This is a genomic window from Wandonia haliotis (genome assembly GCF_039523435.1).
Taxonomy (GTDB): Bacteria; Bacteroidota; Bacteroidia; order Flavobacteriales_D; family Crocinitomicaceae; genus Wandonia; species Wandonia haliotis.
This window is the reverse complement of record NZ_BAAAFH010000022.1, coordinates 999572-1018884: the sequence shown is the minus strand read 5'-3', so window position 1 is coordinate 1018884 and position 19313 is coordinate 999572. Positions and strand designations below refer to the sequence as shown.

General features: G+C 40.9%; 14 protein-coding genes. 8 read left to right on the top strand and 6 right to left on the bottom strand.

All coding sequences use genetic code 11. The annotated features are described in order from the left end of the window. Nucleotides 1–3: 3 nt before the first annotated feature. Complete coding sequence (locus ABDZ97_RS17090; protein WP_343790771.1) at nt 4–3474, top strand: efflux RND transporter permease subunit; 3471 nt, start codon at nt 4–6, stop codon at nt 3472–3474. 68 nt (nt 3475–3542) lie between these two features. On the opposite strand, the gene ABDZ97_RS17085 is transcribed toward ABDZ97_RS17090, so the two are convergent. Both ABDZ97_RS17085 and ABDZ97_RS17080 read right to left on the bottom strand, forming a co-directional pair. Next, nucleotides 3543–4850, bottom strand: coding sequence for an amidohydrolase family protein (locus ABDZ97_RS17085; protein WP_343790768.1), 1308 nt, complete (start codon nt 4848–4850; stop codon nt 3543–3545). Beyond that, complete coding sequence (locus ABDZ97_RS17080; protein ID WP_343790765.1) at nt 4837–7884, bottom strand: amidohydrolase family protein; 3048 nt, start codon at nt 7882–7884, stop codon at nt 4837–4839. Before ABDZ97_RS17080 ends, ABDZ97_RS17085 begins: the two co-directional genes overlap by 14 nt. Before the next feature lie 92 nt (nt 7885–7976). On the opposite strand from ABDZ97_RS17080, the gene ABDZ97_RS17075 reads away from it, so the two are divergent. Genes ABDZ97_RS17075 through hflX form a run of 3 tightly spaced genes read left to right on the top strand, consistent with a single transcriptional unit; the run spans nt 7977 to nt 9937 of the window. Further along, the gene (locus tag ABDZ97_RS17075) at nt 7977–8420 is read left to right on the top strand and encodes a hypothetical protein (RefSeq protein ID WP_343790762.1); all 444 of its coding nucleotides are present in this window, start codon (nt 7977–7979) and stop codon (nt 8418–8420) included. Next, nucleotides 8411–8740: a c-type cytochrome gene (locus tag ABDZ97_RS17070; protein ID WP_343790759.1), complete on the top strand. Its 330-nt coding sequence runs from the start codon at nt 8411–8413 to the stop codon at nt 8738–8740. Before ABDZ97_RS17075 ends, ABDZ97_RS17070 begins: the two co-directional genes overlap by 10 nt. 3 nt (nt 8741–8743) lie before the next feature. Next, a complete protein-coding gene (gene hflX, locus ABDZ97_RS17065; protein ID WP_343790757.1) occupies nt 8744–9937 on the top strand; it encodes a GTPase HflX in 1194 nt (397 codons plus the stop codon). Between the two features lie 58 nt (nt 9938–9995). Here hflX and ABDZ97_RS17060 read toward each other — a convergent pair whose 3' ends face one another. Both ABDZ97_RS17060 and ABDZ97_RS17055 read right to left on the bottom strand, forming a co-directional pair. Further along, nucleotides 9996–10187 carry a hypothetical protein gene (locus ABDZ97_RS17060; protein ID WP_343790754.1) on the bottom strand — a complete coding sequence of 64 codons (192 nt, stop codon included), beginning with the start codon at nt 10185–10187 and terminating at the stop codon, nt 9996–9998. Nucleotides 10188–10220: 33 nt separating this feature from the next. Next, complete coding sequence (locus ABDZ97_RS17055; RefSeq protein ID WP_343790751.1) at nt 10221–10964, bottom strand: hypothetical protein; 744 nt, start codon at nt 10962–10964, stop codon at nt 10221–10223. Between the two features lie 166 nt (nt 10965–11130). Between ABDZ97_RS17055 and paaZ the strand changes: the two genes are divergently transcribed. The 4 genes from paaZ (at nt 11131) to ABDZ97_RS17035 (ending at nt 16078) form a co-directional block, all read left to right on the top strand. Further along, the gene (gene paaZ / locus ABDZ97_RS17050) at nt 11131–13182 is read left to right on the top strand and encodes a phenylacetic acid degradation bifunctional protein PaaZ (protein ID WP_343790748.1); all 2052 of its coding nucleotides are present in this window, start codon (nt 11131–11133) and stop codon (nt 13180–13182) included. A 20-nt stretch (nt 13183–13202) separates the two neighbouring features. Continuing rightward, complete coding sequence (gene kbl, locus ABDZ97_RS17045) at nt 13203–14390, top strand: glycine C-acetyltransferase (RefSeq protein ID WP_343791021.1); 1188 nt, start codon at nt 13203–13205, stop codon at nt 14388–14390. Between the two features lie 99 nt (nt 14391–14489). Continuing rightward, nucleotides 14490–15440 (top strand): methylenetetrahydrofolate reductase [NAD(P)H], encoded by a 951-nt coding sequence (metF, locus tag ABDZ97_RS17040; protein ID WP_343790745.1) that lies wholly within the window; start codon nt 14490–14492, stop codon nt 15438–15440. A gap of 77 nt (nt 15441–15517) precedes the next feature. Beyond that, a complete protein-coding gene (locus tag ABDZ97_RS17035) occupies nt 15518–16078 on the top strand; it encodes a hypothetical protein (protein ID WP_343790742.1) in 561 nt (186 codons plus the stop codon). A 19-nt stretch (nt 16079–16097) separates the two neighbouring features. Here ABDZ97_RS17035 and ABDZ97_RS17030 read toward each other — a convergent pair whose 3' ends face one another. Both ABDZ97_RS17030 and ABDZ97_RS17025 read right to left on the bottom strand, forming a co-directional pair. Further along, entirely contained in the window at nt 16098–16673 is a 576-nt protein-coding gene (locus ABDZ97_RS17030; RefSeq protein WP_343790739.1) for a riboflavin synthase, read from the bottom strand. 5 nt (nt 16674–16678) lie between these two features. Next, entirely contained in the window at nt 16679–19279 is a 2601-nt protein-coding gene (locus ABDZ97_RS17025) for a T9SS type B sorting domain-containing protein (protein WP_343790736.1), read from the bottom strand. Between the last annotated feature and the right edge of the window lie 34 nt (nt 19280–19313).

Genomic DNA, 19313 nt, shown 5'->3' with positions numbered 1-19313 from the left:
AAAATGGGAGAAAAAGAGAAAGACATAAAAGAATTTGGCTTGTCATCATGGTCTGTAAATAACCGAAAAACGGTATTTCTGGTAATGTTGATTATTATGATGGGTGGGTTTTTCGCCTATCAATCCATGCCGAAGGAGAACTTTCCCGAACTACAGATTCCTGAAATTTATATAGGAATTGCAAAGCCGGGAAGTTCACCGAAGTATATGGCGGATAAAATTATCAAGCCAATTGAAAAAGAAATAGCGACAGTAAAGAAGGTGGATGAAATGAATTCGAATGGTATCCATGGTTATGCTACTATTCGAGTGAAATTTGATTTCTCTATTGAAGCAGAAGATGCACTTCAGAAGGTAAAAGATGCTGTCGATAAGGCAAGGGCAAAGTCAGATTTCCCTGAACTTCCTGCCGAACCGAACATTTTTGAGCTGGACCCTTCTCAAATGCCGATTATGAATATCAACCTAAGTGGAGATAATCCGCAACAGTTGAAAGAAACAGCAGAGTATCTGGAAGACATTATAGAAGATCTTCAGGAAATTAATGAAGTGGATATACGCGGTATCCAGGAACAGGAGATGCGTATTGAAGTGGATCGACTTAAAGCTGAGGCTGTAAATGTATCCTTAACAGATATAGAAAATGCAGTTTCCTCAGAGCACCAGACTATTCCGGGGGGGGAAATCCTGATGGATGGTGTGCGTAAGAACATCCGGATTGATGGGGAATTTCAGAATGCAGATGAGCTAAAAAAGGTGATTGTAAAACAGGATGACTATATGCCTGTGCATCTGGAAGATATTGCCGAAGTATATTTTGGTAATGCTGATACAACTTCGTACGCACGTGAGTTTGGAGAACCTGTAGTAATGCTGGATGTGAAAAAGCAGGGAGGAAAGAACCTGTTGGACGCTTCCGAGAAAATAGATGCATTATTGAAACAAGCAAAAGATGAAGGGATGATTCCGAGCGGAATCTCAATATCGAAAACAAATGACCAGTCAAACATGACACGGGACATGGTTTCTAACCTGGAGAATTCCATCATTTTTGGTATTCTGTTGGTTGTACTGGTTCTGTTATTCTTCCTGGGGCTGCGAAATGCTCTTTTTGTAGGGGTGGCTATTCCATTGTCGATGTTCATGTCCTTTATGATTTTGAATGCGATGGGAGTAACATTGAATGTGATGGTACTCTTTTCACTGGTGCTTGCACTCGGGATGTTGGTGGATAACGGAATTGTGGTTGTAGAAAACGTTTACCGTTATATGGATCTTGGGATGGAGCCGTTTAAGGCTGCCCGAAAAGGAGTCGGAGAGGTCGCCTGGCCTATTATTGCGTCAACAGCAACTACACTGGCTGCGTTTGTTCCTTTGGCGATATGGCCGGGAATCATGGGAGAGTTTATGAAATATCTTCCGATCACACTGATGATTGTATTAGGCTCATCACTTTTTGTCGCGCTTGTGATCAATCCGGTGCTTACTGCATTGTACATGAAAGTAGGAGCAGATTCTCCTAACAAGCGAAAAACGGTTATTATCAGTATAGGATTACTGGTGATTGGAGGTCTGTTTTTAGCGGGTGGCATCATTACATTCGGGAACCTGTTGATTATTTTGGGAATCATCTCAGTTGTCAATGTGTTTGTTTTATTCCCGATTATGGAGTGGTTCCAAAACAAATTCCTGCCGAAATTAGAAGCCTTCTATGCACGTTTTCTAACTTATGCTTTGTCAGGGAGAAAACCAGTGATTTTTATTGTAGGAACATTCTTATTATTGATTTTCTCTGTGGTTCTTGTTGGGGTGTTTCAGCCAAAAGTTGATTTCTTCCCGGTTAACCAACCAAAGTATGTAAGTGTGTACGTAACACATCCGATTGGTACGGATATCAAAGTAACGAATCAAACAGCTTTACAGGCTGAGAAAGCGCTGGATGAAATTCTTGCTCCGTATCTTGAGCGTGATAGTAAGATTGAGGATCCGGATGCACGAATTATACAGTCAATCATCACTCAGGTTGGTGAAGGTACCGGTTCCGAAAACGAAGTGTCTATGGGGGCGACACCTCATAAGGCAAAGATCACAATTAATTTTTCTGAATTCCAGTATCGGGATGGTATACAAACGTCTGAAATACTGCAAAAGATACAATCTGAACTTCCGCAGCAATTTACAGCGGATATAGAAATTTCTGCAGAAAAGAATGAAGAAGGTCCCCCACAGAAAGACCCGATTTACATTGAAGTATCCGGAAAAAAGGACTATTCAGAAATTATTCAGGAAGCATCCCGTATTAAGAATTACCTGGCTCGTTTGAATGTTGCCGGAGTGGAAAAATTGAAAATGGATGTGGAGGCAAATCGTCCTGAAATACCTTTTGTGGTAGACAGAGATCAGGTTCGAAAGCTGAACTCTTCTACAATGGCGGTCGGAATGGCAATTCGTAAGGCATTATTAGGTCAGGATATTGCAACGTATACAAAAGGTGAGGATACGTACGATATTGTTGTTCGGTTTGATAAGAATAACCGGGAGGATCTGAATGCCTTACTGGACCAAAAACTCATCTTTAGAAATAATAAAGGAGAATTGCTACGGATTCCTATCCGATCAGTAGTTCTACCACCGATGGACAATATTTCATACTCGGCAGTAAACCGGAAAGATCAGGTTTCAATGGTTGCTGTGACTTCTAAAAACGCAGAAGGATACAATGCGAATGAGGTGGTTGAAGAGTTGAAGTTGAAAATGAGAGATTACGAAACAGAAATAGGTTTACCAGAGGGGATCACTTATCGTTTTGCCGGACAGCAGGATGAACAGCAAAAGGAAATGGCATTCTTGAGTAATGCCTTGTTGATAGCGGTATTCCTTATCATGTTGATTATTGTAACGCAGTTTAACTCGTTCTCTACTCCGGCTATCATTATGACGAGTGTTGTCTTCTCGTTAATCGGGGTTTTCCTCGGGTTGGTTATTTCCGGAATGTCCTTTGTGATTATCATGACAATGATTGGTATTATTTCTCTCGCCGGAGTCGTTGTAAACAATGCAATCGTATTGATCGACTATACGAACCTGATTCGCGTGGAAAAACGTGAGGAATTAGGGTTGAGCGAATTTGAAACATTACCTATGGGAGATGTGATTAACGCAACTATTGAAGGAGGTAAAACGAGACTACGTCCCGTATTATTAACAGCAATAACTACGGTGTTGGGGTTGATTCCTTTGGCAATAGGTTTTAATATAGATTTCTTTAGTCTTTTGTCTGAATATGATCCCAAGATTTATTTTGGGGGAGATAATAACCTGTTCTTCTCTCCAATGTCCTGGACAATTATTTTCGGACTTACGTTTGCTACCTTCCTTACATTGGTAATTGTTCCTGCGATGTATCTGTCGTTGTACAGATTGAAGTTATGGATATACAAAGTTGCCGGGTGGAAGATGCGTAGTAATATATAATTCAAGTATTTCATAGCAATCAAAAAAGCCATTCTCATTGTGAAAATGGCTTTTTTATTCAGGTTCTTTTAGTTTTCTTCAGAAGTATATTTCCTTTTGTATTTCTGATAAAGCTCTTCTTGTCTATTGGTCAGATCCATAAAATTACCGTCAACAAGAACGGTTGTAATCTTGTTGCTACTCATATCTAACGCATCTCCTTTTGAAATGAAGAGTGTTGCCATTTTTCCCTCTTCAACGGAACCATATAATTTGTCAACTCCGATTATCTTCGCTGAACTTAGTGAAATGGCTGTGATAGCTTCTTCTGTAGTTAGTCCGTAGGCTCTCGCAGTACCCGCTAGAAAAGGAATATTCCGGGCATTCATAGCTTCCATGTCACCTGCATTCTGAAGGCAGAAGGTTACACCTGCTTTTTGAAGAAGGTATGGAAGCTTAAACGGAAGGTGAATATCATCACTTTCACGTTGTGGCAAATCATGGACACGTCCCAGCATTACAGGAATTTTTGCGTCTTTCAACTGGGCGGTGATAAGATGACTATCGTATCCTCCGATAATGACCGGAAATTGTACAGTAAGTTCTTTTGAGAAATCTATGATATCGAGTAATTCCTGGATGTAATTGGCGTGTATGTACAATCGTTTGTTTCCTGTGAACAATCCTTTCATTGCCTCAAAACGGAGATCTATTGATTTGTCTTTTGAATTATCTTCAGCGTATGCCTTTGCGGCAGTGAAAAAATCATTCACCTTTTCACGTTCGGTAGTATACTGTTCATTAGCTTTCACCGTTTTCCAGTTTCTTTTTATAAACCCGGGCCAGTGCAGGTGAATCCCGTCGTCCTGTAGGCGTACAGCATCTTCCCAGTTCCAGCCATCCAGAAGAAATAATGAAGAACTCCCGGAAATCACACCTCCTCTTGGGGTCGCCTGAGCAAAAAGAACTCCGTTGCTACGTACCGTTGAGGTAACAGAAGACTCAGCGTTATAGGCAATGAGCGATCGTACATGTGGATTGTACTCACCAACTTCATAAAAATCACGTGTAGCTCTTACAGCGTCAATCTCCGTAAGTCCCAAAGTAGAGTTGGGAGCAAAAAATCCCGGGTAAATATGTTGATTTTGGGCATTGATTACCGTATCAAATTCCGACTTGTCTAGCGTATAAGCAAGGGCGTTTTTGACCAAAGTAATTTTCCCATTTTCGACGACAATATAACTCCTTTCAATAACCTGCCCTGTACCGGTGTGCAGAATGCCGTTTTCGATTAAAATTTTACCTTCGAACTTCTGAGCAGGCGTTTGCCCATTTCCGAATAAAGGAAAAAGAGAAGCAAGACAAAGGAAAAGGGGTCGTATATTAATGCGCTTCATGATGATGTTCTGTTTCTTCTGTGTCACAATGATAACGAGGTAGGGTTTTGGCAGAATAGGGAACTATTTTTTCTCCGTTTTTTGCAGCATTCAGCATTTTGGAAACGATTCTTGAACGCTCTGCCTGATTTTTTGTATTCAGGCTTTCAGTCGCACGACTATCATACAGTAATAAACCGTCAACAAAGGTTTGTTCTGCGCGAGCATGAATAGATAAAGGATTGTCTGACCAGATAACAATATCGGCATCTTTTCCTGCTTTTAAGCTTCCCATCCGATCATCGAGGTGCAAAAGTTTTGCCGGGTTCAGGGTTACAAGTTTCCAGGCTTCTGCAGGAGACATATTTCCATACTTTACGGATTTGGCAGCTTCCTGATTAAGCCTTCTTCCCATTTCGGCATCATCTGAATTAATGGCTGTTGTTACTCCCTGATCCGTTAATAAGCTGGCATTGTGTGGTATGGCATCAATTACTTCATATTTATAGGCCCACCAGTCAGCAAATGTAGATCCTCCTGCTCCATGTTCTCGCATCTTATCTGCCAGTTTATACCCTTCCAGAATATGCGTGAATGTGTTGAGGGTGAATCCCATACTGTCAGCTACCTTCATCAGCATATTGATTTCGCTCTGCACATAAGAATGACAGGTGATAAAACGTTCTCCTCTGAGAATTTCTGCCAGAACTTCCAGTTCAAGATCGCGTTTGGTTTCCTGTTGCTGCCCTTTTTTCTTTTTGGTAGTAGCATCCATATAGGCGCGGGCACGATAAAAAGCATCGTAATAAACCTGTTCTACACCCATTCGAGTCTGAGGGAAGCGAATCGTTTGAAAATCTCCCCAATTGGTCTGCTTTACATTTTCTCCCAGAGCAAACTTGATAAATTTCGGAGCATTATCCAAAAGCATCTCATCCGGTCCGAATCCCCACTTTAATTTAATAATTGCTGACTGACCTCCAATAGCATTGGCCGAGCCATGGAGCAGTTGTGAACACGTAACCCCTCCGGCTAACTGACGATATATGTTTATGTCGTCCGGGTTGATAACATCCCCGATAGAAACTTCGGCAGTTACCGACTGACCACTTTCATTAACTCCTTTTGAAATTGCAATATGCGAATGTTCATCGATGATTCCGGCGGTTACGACTTTCCCTTTGGCGTCAATTACTTTGGTTCCTGAAGGGACGTGAAAAGTTCCTTTTCCTACATGTTTGATTTTTCCATCAACAATTAATAGATCCCCATTTTCAATAATACCTTCTTCTTCTCCCGTCCATAAAGTAGCATTCCGGATAAGATAGGTTGAGTGTGTGGGAAGAGAGTCTCTTCCGAAAGCCATGTGCGGAAACCAAATATGATTACCGGCTATTGTATCGATTGCTGGTAGTTCCTCTTTGGGTTTGTTCGCTTTATAAGCTGTGTTTTTTATGGCAGTCCATTTAATCCATTCTCCTGTTGGTAACATTCCTGAACCTTCCATGGCTCCCATTTTCGGGTATGTTTTCCCATTTAACAGCACAGCTCCTTTATAATGGTAATCTTTCAGATTAAACTGAAGAACGAGATCCCGATCGTTAAAGGAAATAGTACAGGCAACGGCATTGGTGTCTTTTTCTTTGGGTTTATAGTCTGCTCCCGGGTAAACAGTTGCAGAAAGCTTATTCATCTCACCCTCAATTTTAAGGGTATAGAGATGAGTGGTAAGCTTAATATTATAGGTACCCCGGATATCATTGGTCGTATTTGCTTTTAGGATGGATCGGTGTCCTACACTCCAGATTTCCAATAGATCAGCGCTTTTATCTGTAAATGGATTAGCAGAATAAACAGAGAAAGAAGCCAGCTTACCGGATGCTAATGAACCAATTTCATTGTCCATTCCAAGAATTCTTGAAGGAACGCAGGTCAAAGCATCAAGTGCTTTTTTCCAGGGGAGTCCTTTTTCAATTGTCTTATGAATTGCAGCCCAGAAGTCTTTTGCCTTTTCAATTCCCGAAGAAGTAAAGGCAAAGGGAATCTCTTCCGCATAAAAAATGGCTGGATTAGCAGGAGCCATTTCCCAGTGTTTCAATAAACGAAGAGGAATTTCCTTTGCAATGAAGGGGTTGACCACATCAAATGCTTCGGGAAATTTTAACGGAAGTATGTAAGAATGCCCACCTGCTTTTATCGCTTCTATTTGCTGATATTCATCCCCTCCGCATACGATAGCGGTTTCAAGTCCGAACTCTTTACTTATTTTTGAGATTCGCAATACTTCCAGTTTATCTTCTGCGGTAAAAAAGAGCTTTTGTTGCAGTTGCTTTGAGAGATGTTCAAGCGATACATTCTCAGAATTATCAGAAGAACTTGCATACCATTTCGCATCAATGATAGCCTGTTTTAATAATGCAATAGCTCCCATTTGAGAGGATGGATATGTTTGCTTTGAGTTTCCTTTGTGTAAACTAAAAAAAGCAGCTGCGTTTCCCGATAGTACCTTTTCATGATGTGGAACTTCTCCCAAAGCAATTAGGGGTGCAGTTCCGCGGGCAACCCCATTGGCGGCATGGGGAACCGAGAAAGTAAACCCCTTATCTGAGAGTTTCGATTCTTCTTTCACATTAAACTGATAAAGGTCTAAAGACTGAACTTCAGGATGTATGCTTTCATTCCAATAATAGGGACCCTGTTTACTGCTTTCCAATTGAGGAGAATACGGATTCCCGGAATGCTGCTGTGGTGCCTGTTGAATTCCGATGTCTGTATTTATCTCTATAAATCCAGGAAGGAGATATTCACCGGTAAACTCATGAATTTGTGTCCCCTTTGGAAATTGAAGGGTTGTGCCTATTTTAGAGATTCTTCCGTCTTCAATCAATACATCGGCATCCTCAATGATCTCGTCACTGCTGACAACAAGTGTAACACCTTTGATACCAACGTATCTGGGGTTGGATTCTTTTACTCCGTTAGCAGGTCTTGAAAGCTGACCAAAAAGACCGGCTGAGATCAATAAAAAGCTACAAATAACCAGTAAATTCCTCATCTGCGAATATTTCGAGTTTGTGAAAATAGTTAAAAGGTTTGAAAACTCAAGAATCCGCGAATTTTAAGTATTTTTGATTCCAAATACACATTATGGACACAGTAGTAAATATTTTAGTGCGTTCGCACTCGGGGTTAAGATGGATCGTATTGGCTTTGTTGATTGCGGCTATTTTTAATGCAACGATGAAGAAAAAGTCAGGAATATATTCTGAAGGGGATCGAAAACTGAATTTGTTTGCAATGATTTTCATGCATATTCAGCTGTTGATAGGGTTAGTGCTGTACTTCACAAGCTCTAAAGTGAGTTTTGAATATATGTTCGAATCATCGCTGAACCGTTTTTATGGTTTGGAGCATGTATTCGGTATGATATTGGCAATTATTTTGGTTACTGTCGGACATTCTAAATCCAAAAGAGCAGAAGATCCTGCAAAAAAGCACAAGACTATTTTTATTGCTTACATTTTTGCATTGATCCTGATTGTAGCTAGTATTCCATGGCCATTCAGAAACCTGGGAGGATCATGGTTCTAAGGTTTTTTGTTTTTGGATTATCTGTTGCTTTTCTGATGGGATGTTCTTCAACTCCTGAAAACACGGGGAATGAGACAGGGCAGAAAGAGGAAAAAGCAGACGGAAAAAAGTTGTTCAATATTCATTGCGCAGCTTGTCATAAATACAATGGAAAAGGAGGAGTTTCAGGAGCGAAAGACCTGACAATTTCTTCACTTTCACGGGATGAGATCGGAAAAATAGTTTCGAACGGATCAGGGGATATGATGCCTTTTAAGGAAGTGCTGACTCCTGAAGAAATTCAGGCCGTGATCGATCATGTGCAAACGTTGCAGAATTAGTGGATGGGAGATTTTATTTTAACTGAACATATACCGGAAAAAGCCGTTCTTGTTGGTGTGATAACACAGCACCAGGATGAATTGCAGGCGAGAGAATATCTTGATGAATTAGCCTTTCTGGCTGAAACAGCAGGAGCTGAAACATGTGGGCGATTTTTACAGAAAATTGATGTTCCTAACCCGAAGACTTTTGTCGGAAGCGGGAAAATTGAGGAAATCAAAACGTTTATTACCGAAAGAGAAATAGGCCTTGTCATATTTGACGATGAACTGTCTCCTTCACAACTCCGGAACGTAGAGCGAATACTGGAATGTAAAATTCTGGATCGGAGCAACCTGATTCTTGATATTTTTGCTAAACGGGCGCGGACTTCACATGCTAAGACACAGGTTGAATTAGCACAGTATCAGTATTTGTTACCCCGTTTGACACGAATGTGGACCCACCTTGAACGTCAGAAAGGGGGAATCGGTATGCGAGGACCCGGAGAAACCCAGATCGAAACCGACCGGCGTATTATTCAGCAGAAAATTGCTTTGCTCAAGGAGAAATTGAAGGCAATTGATAAGCAAATGAGTATCCAGCGAAGTAATCGGGGACAATTGGTTCGCGTTGCATTGGTGGGTTATACAAACGTGGGAAAAAGCACGTTGATGAATTTGCTCAGTAAGTCGGAAGTGTTTGCAGAAAACAAACTGTTTGCAACATTGGATACAACGGTAAGAAAAGTAGTGATTGACAATTTACCTTTTCTACTTTCGGATACAGTTGGATTTATCAGAAAGTTGCCCACCATGTTGGTGGAATCTTTTAAATCGACATTAGATGAGGTAAGAGAAGCAGACTTACTTTTACATGTCGTTGATATTTCGCATCCTAATTTTGAAGAACATTACAATATAGTCAATGAGACGCTTGCAGAAATTGATGGTACAGATAAGCCAACAATTGTAGTTTTTAATAAAATTGATGCCTTACGCTTCTTCCCGAAAGATGAATTTGATTTGGAAGAAGATGAAGACAAAGTATATTCTTTGGACGAGTTGAAGAAGATGTGGGTGTCAAGGATTGAGGATAAATGTGTGTTTATCTCTGCAAGTAAAAAGGAGAATATTGACGAACTGAGACAAATCACTTACGAAGAAGTAAAGAAGATTTTTGAAGTACGGTATCCGTATAATAATTTTCTGTACTAGAGAAATATAGAAGCAAAAAGCCGGGATAATTTTTGATCCCGGCTTTTTAATTAATCAACTATCCGAATGTGCCACCAAGGTATTCGCATTCCTCTTTAGCGTCTTCATAAATTGCATCTTCAATTGCATTTCCGGTACAATACTCCTTGTCATAGACATTATTCTCTTTTACAGAACATTCTCCACATTTTTTACAGGAAGTTAAAAGCGTCAGGATTGCTATTGCGGACACAAGAAATACTGTTTTCATAGTTGTTTTACTTTACTTCAATAGTACGAATTATTACTCAATCGTTACTGTTTGGGTGGCAACAGTTTCATTGATGAAGTAATAACTTTTTCCTGTTATCGTGGCATTTTCCATTTTGTAAGCAGCTACCTGAGCAACGTTTGAGCCATTGGATAAACCGGAAAGTTCGGCAGCACTAAACGAACACGATGTTGTGTTACCAGGAACCGTTTTTAGAACACTTCCAACCTGGAAAATTACAGAGTCCGCATCTGTAACACTGGAAATGGTTAGCGTGTACCCATTTGCCTTATTAACCACTTCTGAACTGGTAATCTCTCCGGCAGAAGGGAAGGCAATTGAAGGATCGAAACTAAAGGCACTTACGGCAGCAGATCCTGTTACACTCCATGACACACCACCGCTGAAATCAACTCCTGTGGCGTTAGATGCGTCCGGTTGAAACACATAGGAATTGTTTGTTTGCTTTGTTAATTGTTTGCTGTTTACGTTTACATTTCCCGCATCAATTAAATTGTCAATATTGTTGGATTCATAAAATGCAGCGACACCTAATCCAATTGTCATTGTGACAGGTCCGATAGGAGAGGATTGAGAACTTTGTACTTTTATTGCAACCAATGTTCCGTCTGAATTGGAAAGGGTAGGGAATGGTGGTGGGGTTGATTGAGTGGTGGGTGTTTCATCAATAATTTCGTCAATGATTTCTTCTTTTTTACACGAGCTCATCCCAATCAGGGCTACGAATAATCCGGTAAATACGATTTTGTGGTTCATAAGAATAGTTTTTCGTTATTAATTGAACACAAACATACTGTAAACGAAGTCAGTGGGCAATAGGACGAATTACCTATTCGGATATGATTTCCTGCAACGTAAAATTTCCTTTCGGGTTAAATATTTTAGGTAAATTAGAGCTCTATTTTGAAAAACGTATAATACTATGCAGCGATATCAGAACTACGTCCAGGGAAAATGGATGGACGGAGAAGGAACAGAAATCGAATTGTTTAACGCAATAACCGGAGCTAAGATAGGCGAAGCTTCCAGTGCAGGGCTGGATTACGAGAGTATCCTGAATTATGGTCGTACTGTCGGAGGAAAGGTGTTGAGAAAAATGACTTTTCAGGAAAGGGGAAGAATGCTGAAAGCATTGGCTCTTTTTCTGTTGGAAAGGAAAAATAAATATTACGAAGTAAGTGCATGGACCGGGGCTACTAAAGTAGACTCCTGGATTGATATTGAAGGAGGGATTGGGAATTTGTTTGCAAATGCTTCCCTGCGCCGTCAGTTTCCGGATTTGCCTTATTATGTGGACGGAGTAGCCGCACCGCTTTCAAAAGGAGGAACGTTTATAGGACATCATATTATGGTGCCGAAAGAAGGAGTTGCGGTTCATATCAATGCCTTCAACTTTCCGATATGGGGAATGTTGGAAAAAATTGCAGTGAACCTGATGGCAGGGGTGCCGGCAATTGTTAAACCTTCTGAGTATACGGGATACCTTACCGAGGTTATGGTTCGCGATATTATTGACTCAAAGATCCTTCCTGAAGGAGCACTTCAGTTGGTGAACGGACTGGGAAGAGGTATTATCGATCATGTAAATTGTAACGATGTTGTCACATTTACAGGTTCGGCAGCTACCGGGAAAAAACTGAAAGCACTTCCGCATATCGTTGAGGAATCTGTTGCATTTAATCTGGAAGCCGATTCGTTGAATGCTTGTGTATTAGGACCGGATGTAACTCCGGGTTCACCGGAGTTTGATATCTTTATCAAAGAAGTTACCAGAGAAATAACAGTAAAAGCGGGTCAGAAATGTACAGCTGTTCGTCGTATTGTTGTTCCTGAGAATCTTGTAGAAGAGGTGCAGAATGCCGTTTCAAAACGTCTGGCTTCTACAACAATCGGAGATCCTGCTGTAGAAGGAGTTCGAATGGGAGCTTTGGCGACCCGTACACAAGTACAACGTGTTCGTGAAAGTGTAGAGCAATTGGCAAAATCTCAACAGATCGTATATGGTGATCTGGATACTTTTGAAGTTGTGGGAGCGGATAAGAATGCAGGAGCTTTTTTTAGCCCGATTTTGTTTGTGAATGATGATCCGTTTACAAAAACAGATGTCCACAATATTGAAGCTTTTGGGCCGGTTTCCTCAATTCTTCCTTACAAGAATTTGGATGAAGCGATAGAAATTACAAAACTGGGGAAGGGTTCTCTGGTGTCTTCCATTGTTACGGCAGATGATAAAGTGGCAACCGAATATGTTGTAGGAGCTGCTTCAATGCATGGTCGTATTCTCGTCTTGAATGAAGCTTGTGCAAAAGAAAGTACAGGACATGGTTCTCCGATGCCACTTCTTACACACGGTGGTCCCGGACGTGCCGGAGGTGGAGAAGAAATGGGAGGAAAAAGAGGTGTTTTGCATTATCTGCAGCGCACGGCTATTCAGGGACACCCTACCACAATAACAGAAATCACAAAACAATTCCAGGTCGGAGCAGCCCAGCCGGAAGCAAATCCACATGTGTTCCGTAAACATTTTGAAGAATTGGTTATTGGAGAGACTGTTTTTACACATAAGCATACAGTTACCGAGGCAGATATTGTCAACTTTGCGAATGTCAGTGGTGATAATTTCTATGCGCACATGGATGCAACCTCGTTGGAGGGGACGATTTTTGAAGGACGTGTGGCACACGGATACTTTATTCTTTCTAAAGCTGCCGGATTGTTTGTCGATCCGAAAAAAGGACCGGTTCTTTTGAATTATGGAATTGACGAGGCACGTTTCACGAAGCCGGTATATCCCGGAGCAACAATTGGCGTGCGATTTACAGTAAAAGAAAAGGTGGATCAGGAAAAACGTTCTGAGGAAGATATCGCAAAAGGGATTGTTAAATTCCTGGTAGATGTGTATGATGAAACAGGCGAAACAGTAGCAATGGCTACTATTCTTACCATGGTGAAAAAACTGGATCAGTCGAAATAGAAAACGAATAGTTGAATAATATGTACGGAAAAATGAAAGCACAACTCGATCAGGAGTTGAAAGAAATAAAAGAAGCAGGATTATATAAAAAAGAGCGTATTATTACCACGCCACAGGGAGCGTCCGTTAACGTAACTACGCAGGATGATGTTGTGATTATGTGTGCGAATAATTACCTGGGGTTGTCATCACATCCTGAAGTGATTCAGGCTGCAAAAGACGCTTTGGACTCTCACGGATTTGGGATGAGCTCAGTACGTTTTATCTGTGGTACACAGGATATTCATAAAGAATTAGAACGTAAAATAGCAGAGTTTTACGGTACGGAAGATACCATTTTGTATGCAGCAGCTTTTGATGCAAACGGGGGAGTCTTTGAACCGCTTTTTACGGCTGATGATGCTATTATTTCTGATGAGTTGAATCACGCTTCAATTATTGATGGAGTGCGTTTGTGTAAGGCGCAGCGTTATCGCTATAAGCATAGTGATATGGCAGACCTTGAGGCTCAGCTAAAAGCGGCACAGGCGCAACGTAACCGGATTATTGTGACAGACGGTGTCTTCTCAATGGATGGTGATATTGCGAAAATGGATGAGATCTGTGCACTGGCCGAAAAATATGATGCGTTAGTAATGACAGACGAATGTCATGCTGCAGGATTTATTGGCAGAACAGGAAGAGGTGCGCCGGAATACCATGGTGTTCTTGACAAGGTAGATATTATTACGGGAACACTCGGAAAAGCTTTGGGTGGAGCAATGGGTGGTTATACTACCGGTCCGAAAGAGGTTATTGAAATGCTTCGTCAGCGTTCACGTCCTTACTTGTTTTCAAATTCTCTGGCACCTAGTATCGTTGGAGCATCCATCAAAATCTTTGAGATCCTGAGTGCAACAACTGAGTTGAGAGATCGTCTGGAAGAGAACACAAAATACTTTAAGAAACACATAATTGAAGCAGGTTTTGATATTAAACCGGGAGACTCTCCTATCGTTCCGATTATGCTGTATGATGCGGCACTTTCTCAGAAGTTTGCTGACCGCTTGCTTGAAGAAGGTGTATATGCGATTGGTTTCTTCTACCCTGTAGTAGGGAAGGGACAGGCGCGTATCAGAACCCAGATCTCAGCAGCTCATACGCGGGAACATCTTGACAAAGCAATCGCAGCATTTATAAAAGTAGGAAAAGAACTAGGAATAATATAGCATTCCTCCTCCATTGGTTAATGAGTTGACAGTTCAGTGTAAATGTCAACTCATTAACTTTATATTTGCACATTCGGGTATTGAAAACAGTGCACTTTAATGAAAGTAATAGATCATATTAACAACGCGAAAGAAACTCTTTTTTCGTTTGAAATTCTCCCACCACTAAAGGGAAAAAGTATTCAATCTATCTATAATGGGATAGATCCTCTGATGGAATTTAAACCCAAATTTATCAACGTAACTTATCATAGAGAGGAGTATATGTATAAGGAGCGGGGGCAGGGATTGCTGGAAAAAGTTTCAATCAGAAAACGTCCCGGGACTGTGGGTATTTGTGCCGCGATTATGAATAAGTATCAGGTGGATGCCGTGCCTCACCTGATTTGTGGCGGGTTTTCAAAAGAAGAGACAGAGAACGCCCTGATAGATCTTCAGTTTTTAGGAATTGATAATGTATTGGCTTTACGTGGCGACTCTATCAAAACGGAAAGTAATTTCCGGGCACATCCCGAAGGACATTCGTATGCAGTTGAACTGGTGAGTCAGATCGTTGATATGAATAAGGGAAATTACTCCATTGAAGATATTAAACTCGAACCGACGGATTTTTGTATTGGAGTGGCGGGATATCCTGAGAAACATTTCGAGGCGATGAACCTCCAGACGGATTTGCAATACCTGAAAGAAAAAGTAGGTGCGGGAGCTGAGTATATCGTGACACAGATGTTTTTCGATAATAAAAAATACTTTGACTTTGTAGAGAAGTGTCGTCAGGTTGGAATTACGGTTCCGATAATTCCGGGGCTTAAGCCAATTAAGACGATGGCACATATCTCTTTTCTGCCCAAGTTCTTTCATATTGATTACCCGGAAGAACTATCTGCCGAATTACTGAAATGCAAGACAAATGCAGACGTAGAAAGATTAGGAATTGAATGGGGAGTTCACCAGTCCAAAGAATTGAAAAAGGCAGGTGCACCATGTATTCATTATTATACAATGAGTAATTCTTCATCCACAGAGGTGATTGCCAGAGAGGTGTTTTAGTCTGCTAATAAATTCCTACATTTGGCAATTGTGCTCAATTAGCACAGTTTTTGTAGCATTAAAATAAAACAGAGTTCATGAAATATCTGCTGTATCTTGTGTTGTTAGGATTAGTTTTGCCGGTTATGGGACAAAAATCACCTGTTCCGATAAAAGGGGTCGAAAGCCTTTTAATTATTGGCAAAATCGACAAGCCGGATGACAGGTATGCTGTTGAAGTAAATCTGACTAAATTTTTTGCGCAGTTTGGTATGAATGTTAAACCCTCATTGAACTACTCTAAAGTAGGAAATTCAGTGGATGATTTGGGGTCTGATTCGTTGAATCAGGTACTGAAAACAAAAGGAATTAAGGGGTATCTTTTGATTTCGGTAAGAGGATTTGATCGAAAGTTCAAACCGAGAGAGAACTTCCCTGTTACGTTGACAGAAGCGTTGGAAGAGGGACATCTTTATCCGATCTTTCAGGAAGAAATGAGCTCCGTTACATTTGAATTTATGTACTTTGAGGACGGGCAATTCAAAGGGTATGATATCCTGAGATTAAGTGGTACTTCTTCGCGGGCACAAGTATTCGAAAAGTTACAGAAAAAACTGGAGAAAAAATTGCCGGGCTGGGCGGAGAAGTCACAGCAATAGAGTCTTTTTTGGTGGTTTACTACTTCATAAGACGCGCCACATATTTTCCGATAATATCAAATTCCAGATTTACTTTATCACCGACTTTTAGTTCGTGAAAGTTGGTGTGTTCGTAAGTGTACGGAATAATACAAACAGAAAAACCATTGTCAGTTGAATCAACTACGGTAAGACTTATCCCGTTGACAGTTACAGAACCCTTCTCTACTGTTTTTTCATTTCCTTCATACCTGAAAGTGAATTTCCAGCTTCCATCCTGATTCTCTATCGCTGTACATTCGGCAACTTTATCGACATGCCCCTGTACAATATGTCCATCCAAACGATCTCCGAGTTTCATGCATCGTTCAAGGTTCACTTTATTTCCGGGATTCAGATTTCCCAGATTCGTTTTATCCAGTGTTTCTTTAATGGCGGTAACTACGTACGTATCATTTTCTATAGAAACAACTGTCAGACAAACGCCGTTGTGTGCCACACTTTGATCAATCTTTAACTCATTGGTGAAGTCAGCGGATAGCGTAAAATGAACGTTTTCCTGATCCTTTTCAATGTGTTTTACCTCCCCAAGCTGTTCTATAATTCCTGTAAACATAAATCTTAATTCCCGTTAAAGACATGGACAAAACCATGTAAATCCATAAATTGTTCTCCTGACAAAGTTAGGAAATACACGCGACAAGTGTAAAAATAGACGCCTTCTGTTACTGTTTTTCCTTTTTTAGATTCTGTTCCGTCCCAATTGATAAGAGGGTCTTGCGTTTCAAACAATATCTGCCCCCAACGGTTAAAGAGTCGAAATTCAACATGATCGATAAATTTATAAGGGAGTTGCGGATGGAAAATATCATTAATTCCATCCCCGTTATTGGTAATAACATTGGGAAGGGTGTATAGTGGTTCGCAATGTTCAACACAGATTTTGTTTGAAGGTAAACTTTCGTTGTTGTAAGGAATTGAATCCAAAGCCGTGACATAATAACATCCTGGTGTTCCCTGCGGAAGAAAGTGGGCGTAGTCCGTATGTTGATCTCCTTCTATGATTTCTAACAAAGAAGGTTCTTGCAGAGAATCCGGGCTGAAGTAAACGGCGTATCGGGTTACATCGTCCGAACAGCTTTGATTGGGGTTATTCCAGGAGAGAAAATTAGTAGAGGCATCACAATCACTTAGTAGTGTTAACGAGGGCGAACAGGGAGCTGTGTAATCATAGGGTGCGGCACAAACTTCCTGTGACCAGTTAACCAAAGGACGAATAACAGAAGGCAAACTGTAACTTCCGTAGGTCTTTACCTTGTAACAATAAAGTTGTTGATTGATCAGTCCTGTGTCAATAAATTCTGTCCCATAAACTCTTTCGATCATCGTAAATATGCCACTTCCCGGAGAAGATTCCCTGTAAACATCTGTGCTGTCTATTTGCCAGGATGTATTCGTTGTCCAACTCAATTCAAGTTGATTGTCGTTTGGAATAATGGACAAGAAGCTACTGGATGACGATGCGCCTGAACCTACAATGGCTCCGTTATTTACTAATTCAATCCGGTAGCGATAACCATTGGCAGTAGTATTAAGAGTTGTTTCTGTAAACAAAGTATCGCAATCCTCAAGTACAGCCTCTGTAGTTGTCTGAAAAATAAGTTCTTCAGGATAATTTTCTGCAATACTTCGGTATAAGTTGTATGAATAAGGTCCCGGAAACTGTAAGGGATTTAAGTCTCTGGGATGGGTCCATCGTATAGAGTCAGAGCCGCTTGATACATCCGTACTGGTAATGGTTACATGGGTTAGGATAGGAACCGAAAAGTCCAGTTGAGAACAGTTTGTTTCGGAGGCACAGCTTTCAATACCATTTTCAAATACAGCTGTTATGATATAGCAGTATCGATTACCGATTATAAGTTCGTCCGTGTCAGTATAGGAGTTGGTCTCACTTGTTCCGATTTGTTCAAAACCGCTTCCTGAAAGAAAACCGGAAGAACAACAATCATCATCGATTACAACGGAATCAGTATTTCTGTAAATCGAATAATGATGTACTTCATCACAAAAATAATCGTCCCAGTTTAGTTCCATTGAAGTGCCTGAGGGAGTGACTACAAGTCCCGTGACGGGAGGTGCATTGACAGTTATATTCCAGACTTTCATGTCTCGGAGAGAGACATCTTGCGCGTTATCTGACACTTCAAACAGAACATTGTAAGGTGAATTTCGTATTGCAGCACAGTCCGGTGTCCAGCTGAATGTCCCGATAACAGATGATTGAGCAGGAACAGAAGAGAACAAGGCCGGTGAATTTTCTAGCTGAAAGGGGACGCCCTCGGCAGTCATTTGCAATGTTTGACCCAAATCAGAATCTGTTGCCGTGACAGATCTTGTGAGATGTGTACCTGCCTGTACACAGGTATCGGCAATATCAGTAATCTCCGGAGCTACATTGTTACAAGGCGCAACAGTAAGTTGCATATCTACGATAACAGAGCCAATTCTGACCCCGTTTCTCCATTCTGTGACCAAAATAGCCAGATTATATTCTCCGATAATAGCCGGACTGTCCCAAACAATTGTTCCTGTCACCGGATGAACGGACATTGTTCCGCCACCTACCGTCTGTGGATACTGATATACCTGAGGGATAGCAAAATCTGCACAGTTTTCTCCCTTGCAGGGAATAAGTGAGTAAGACAAACTGTCTTCATCTGTGTCAAATGCCGCCAGATTATACACCCAGGGTTGATTCATGCAAGCTATCTCCGGACAGGGACAATTCGAAAATTGAACAGAATTATTAGGAGAGAGAAAGGGGGAGATGACAAGTACGGACTGAATACAAAAGATCTTTTCTACAGAATTGGAAATATTAATAATCCCCATATTCCGATTGGGGTCTTCAACCTGAATTGTGAAAGTTCCCGGTCCACTGAAGGTATGAATACCTCTGTAAAGATTTTCTTTGGTATCTGTTACTGGATCCTGAATTTGTGAAATTCTCGGAATCGTGTCACTGTCTCCGTCTCCGTAATTGATTTCCAGCTCCGGACGGTCTGCTTCGGCTGTGAGTTTGGTACAGGTCTTAACAGTGAACTCGTATGTGTTTCCGTATAAATGACGATAGGTTATTTCGCCCATACGATTATGAGTAGAATACCCCCAGAAGTGTAGCATAGAACAAATCAGAAGAAGTACCTGTCTCAAAGTCATAAGGTGAAAATACAACAAACTTGGAAATAATTCA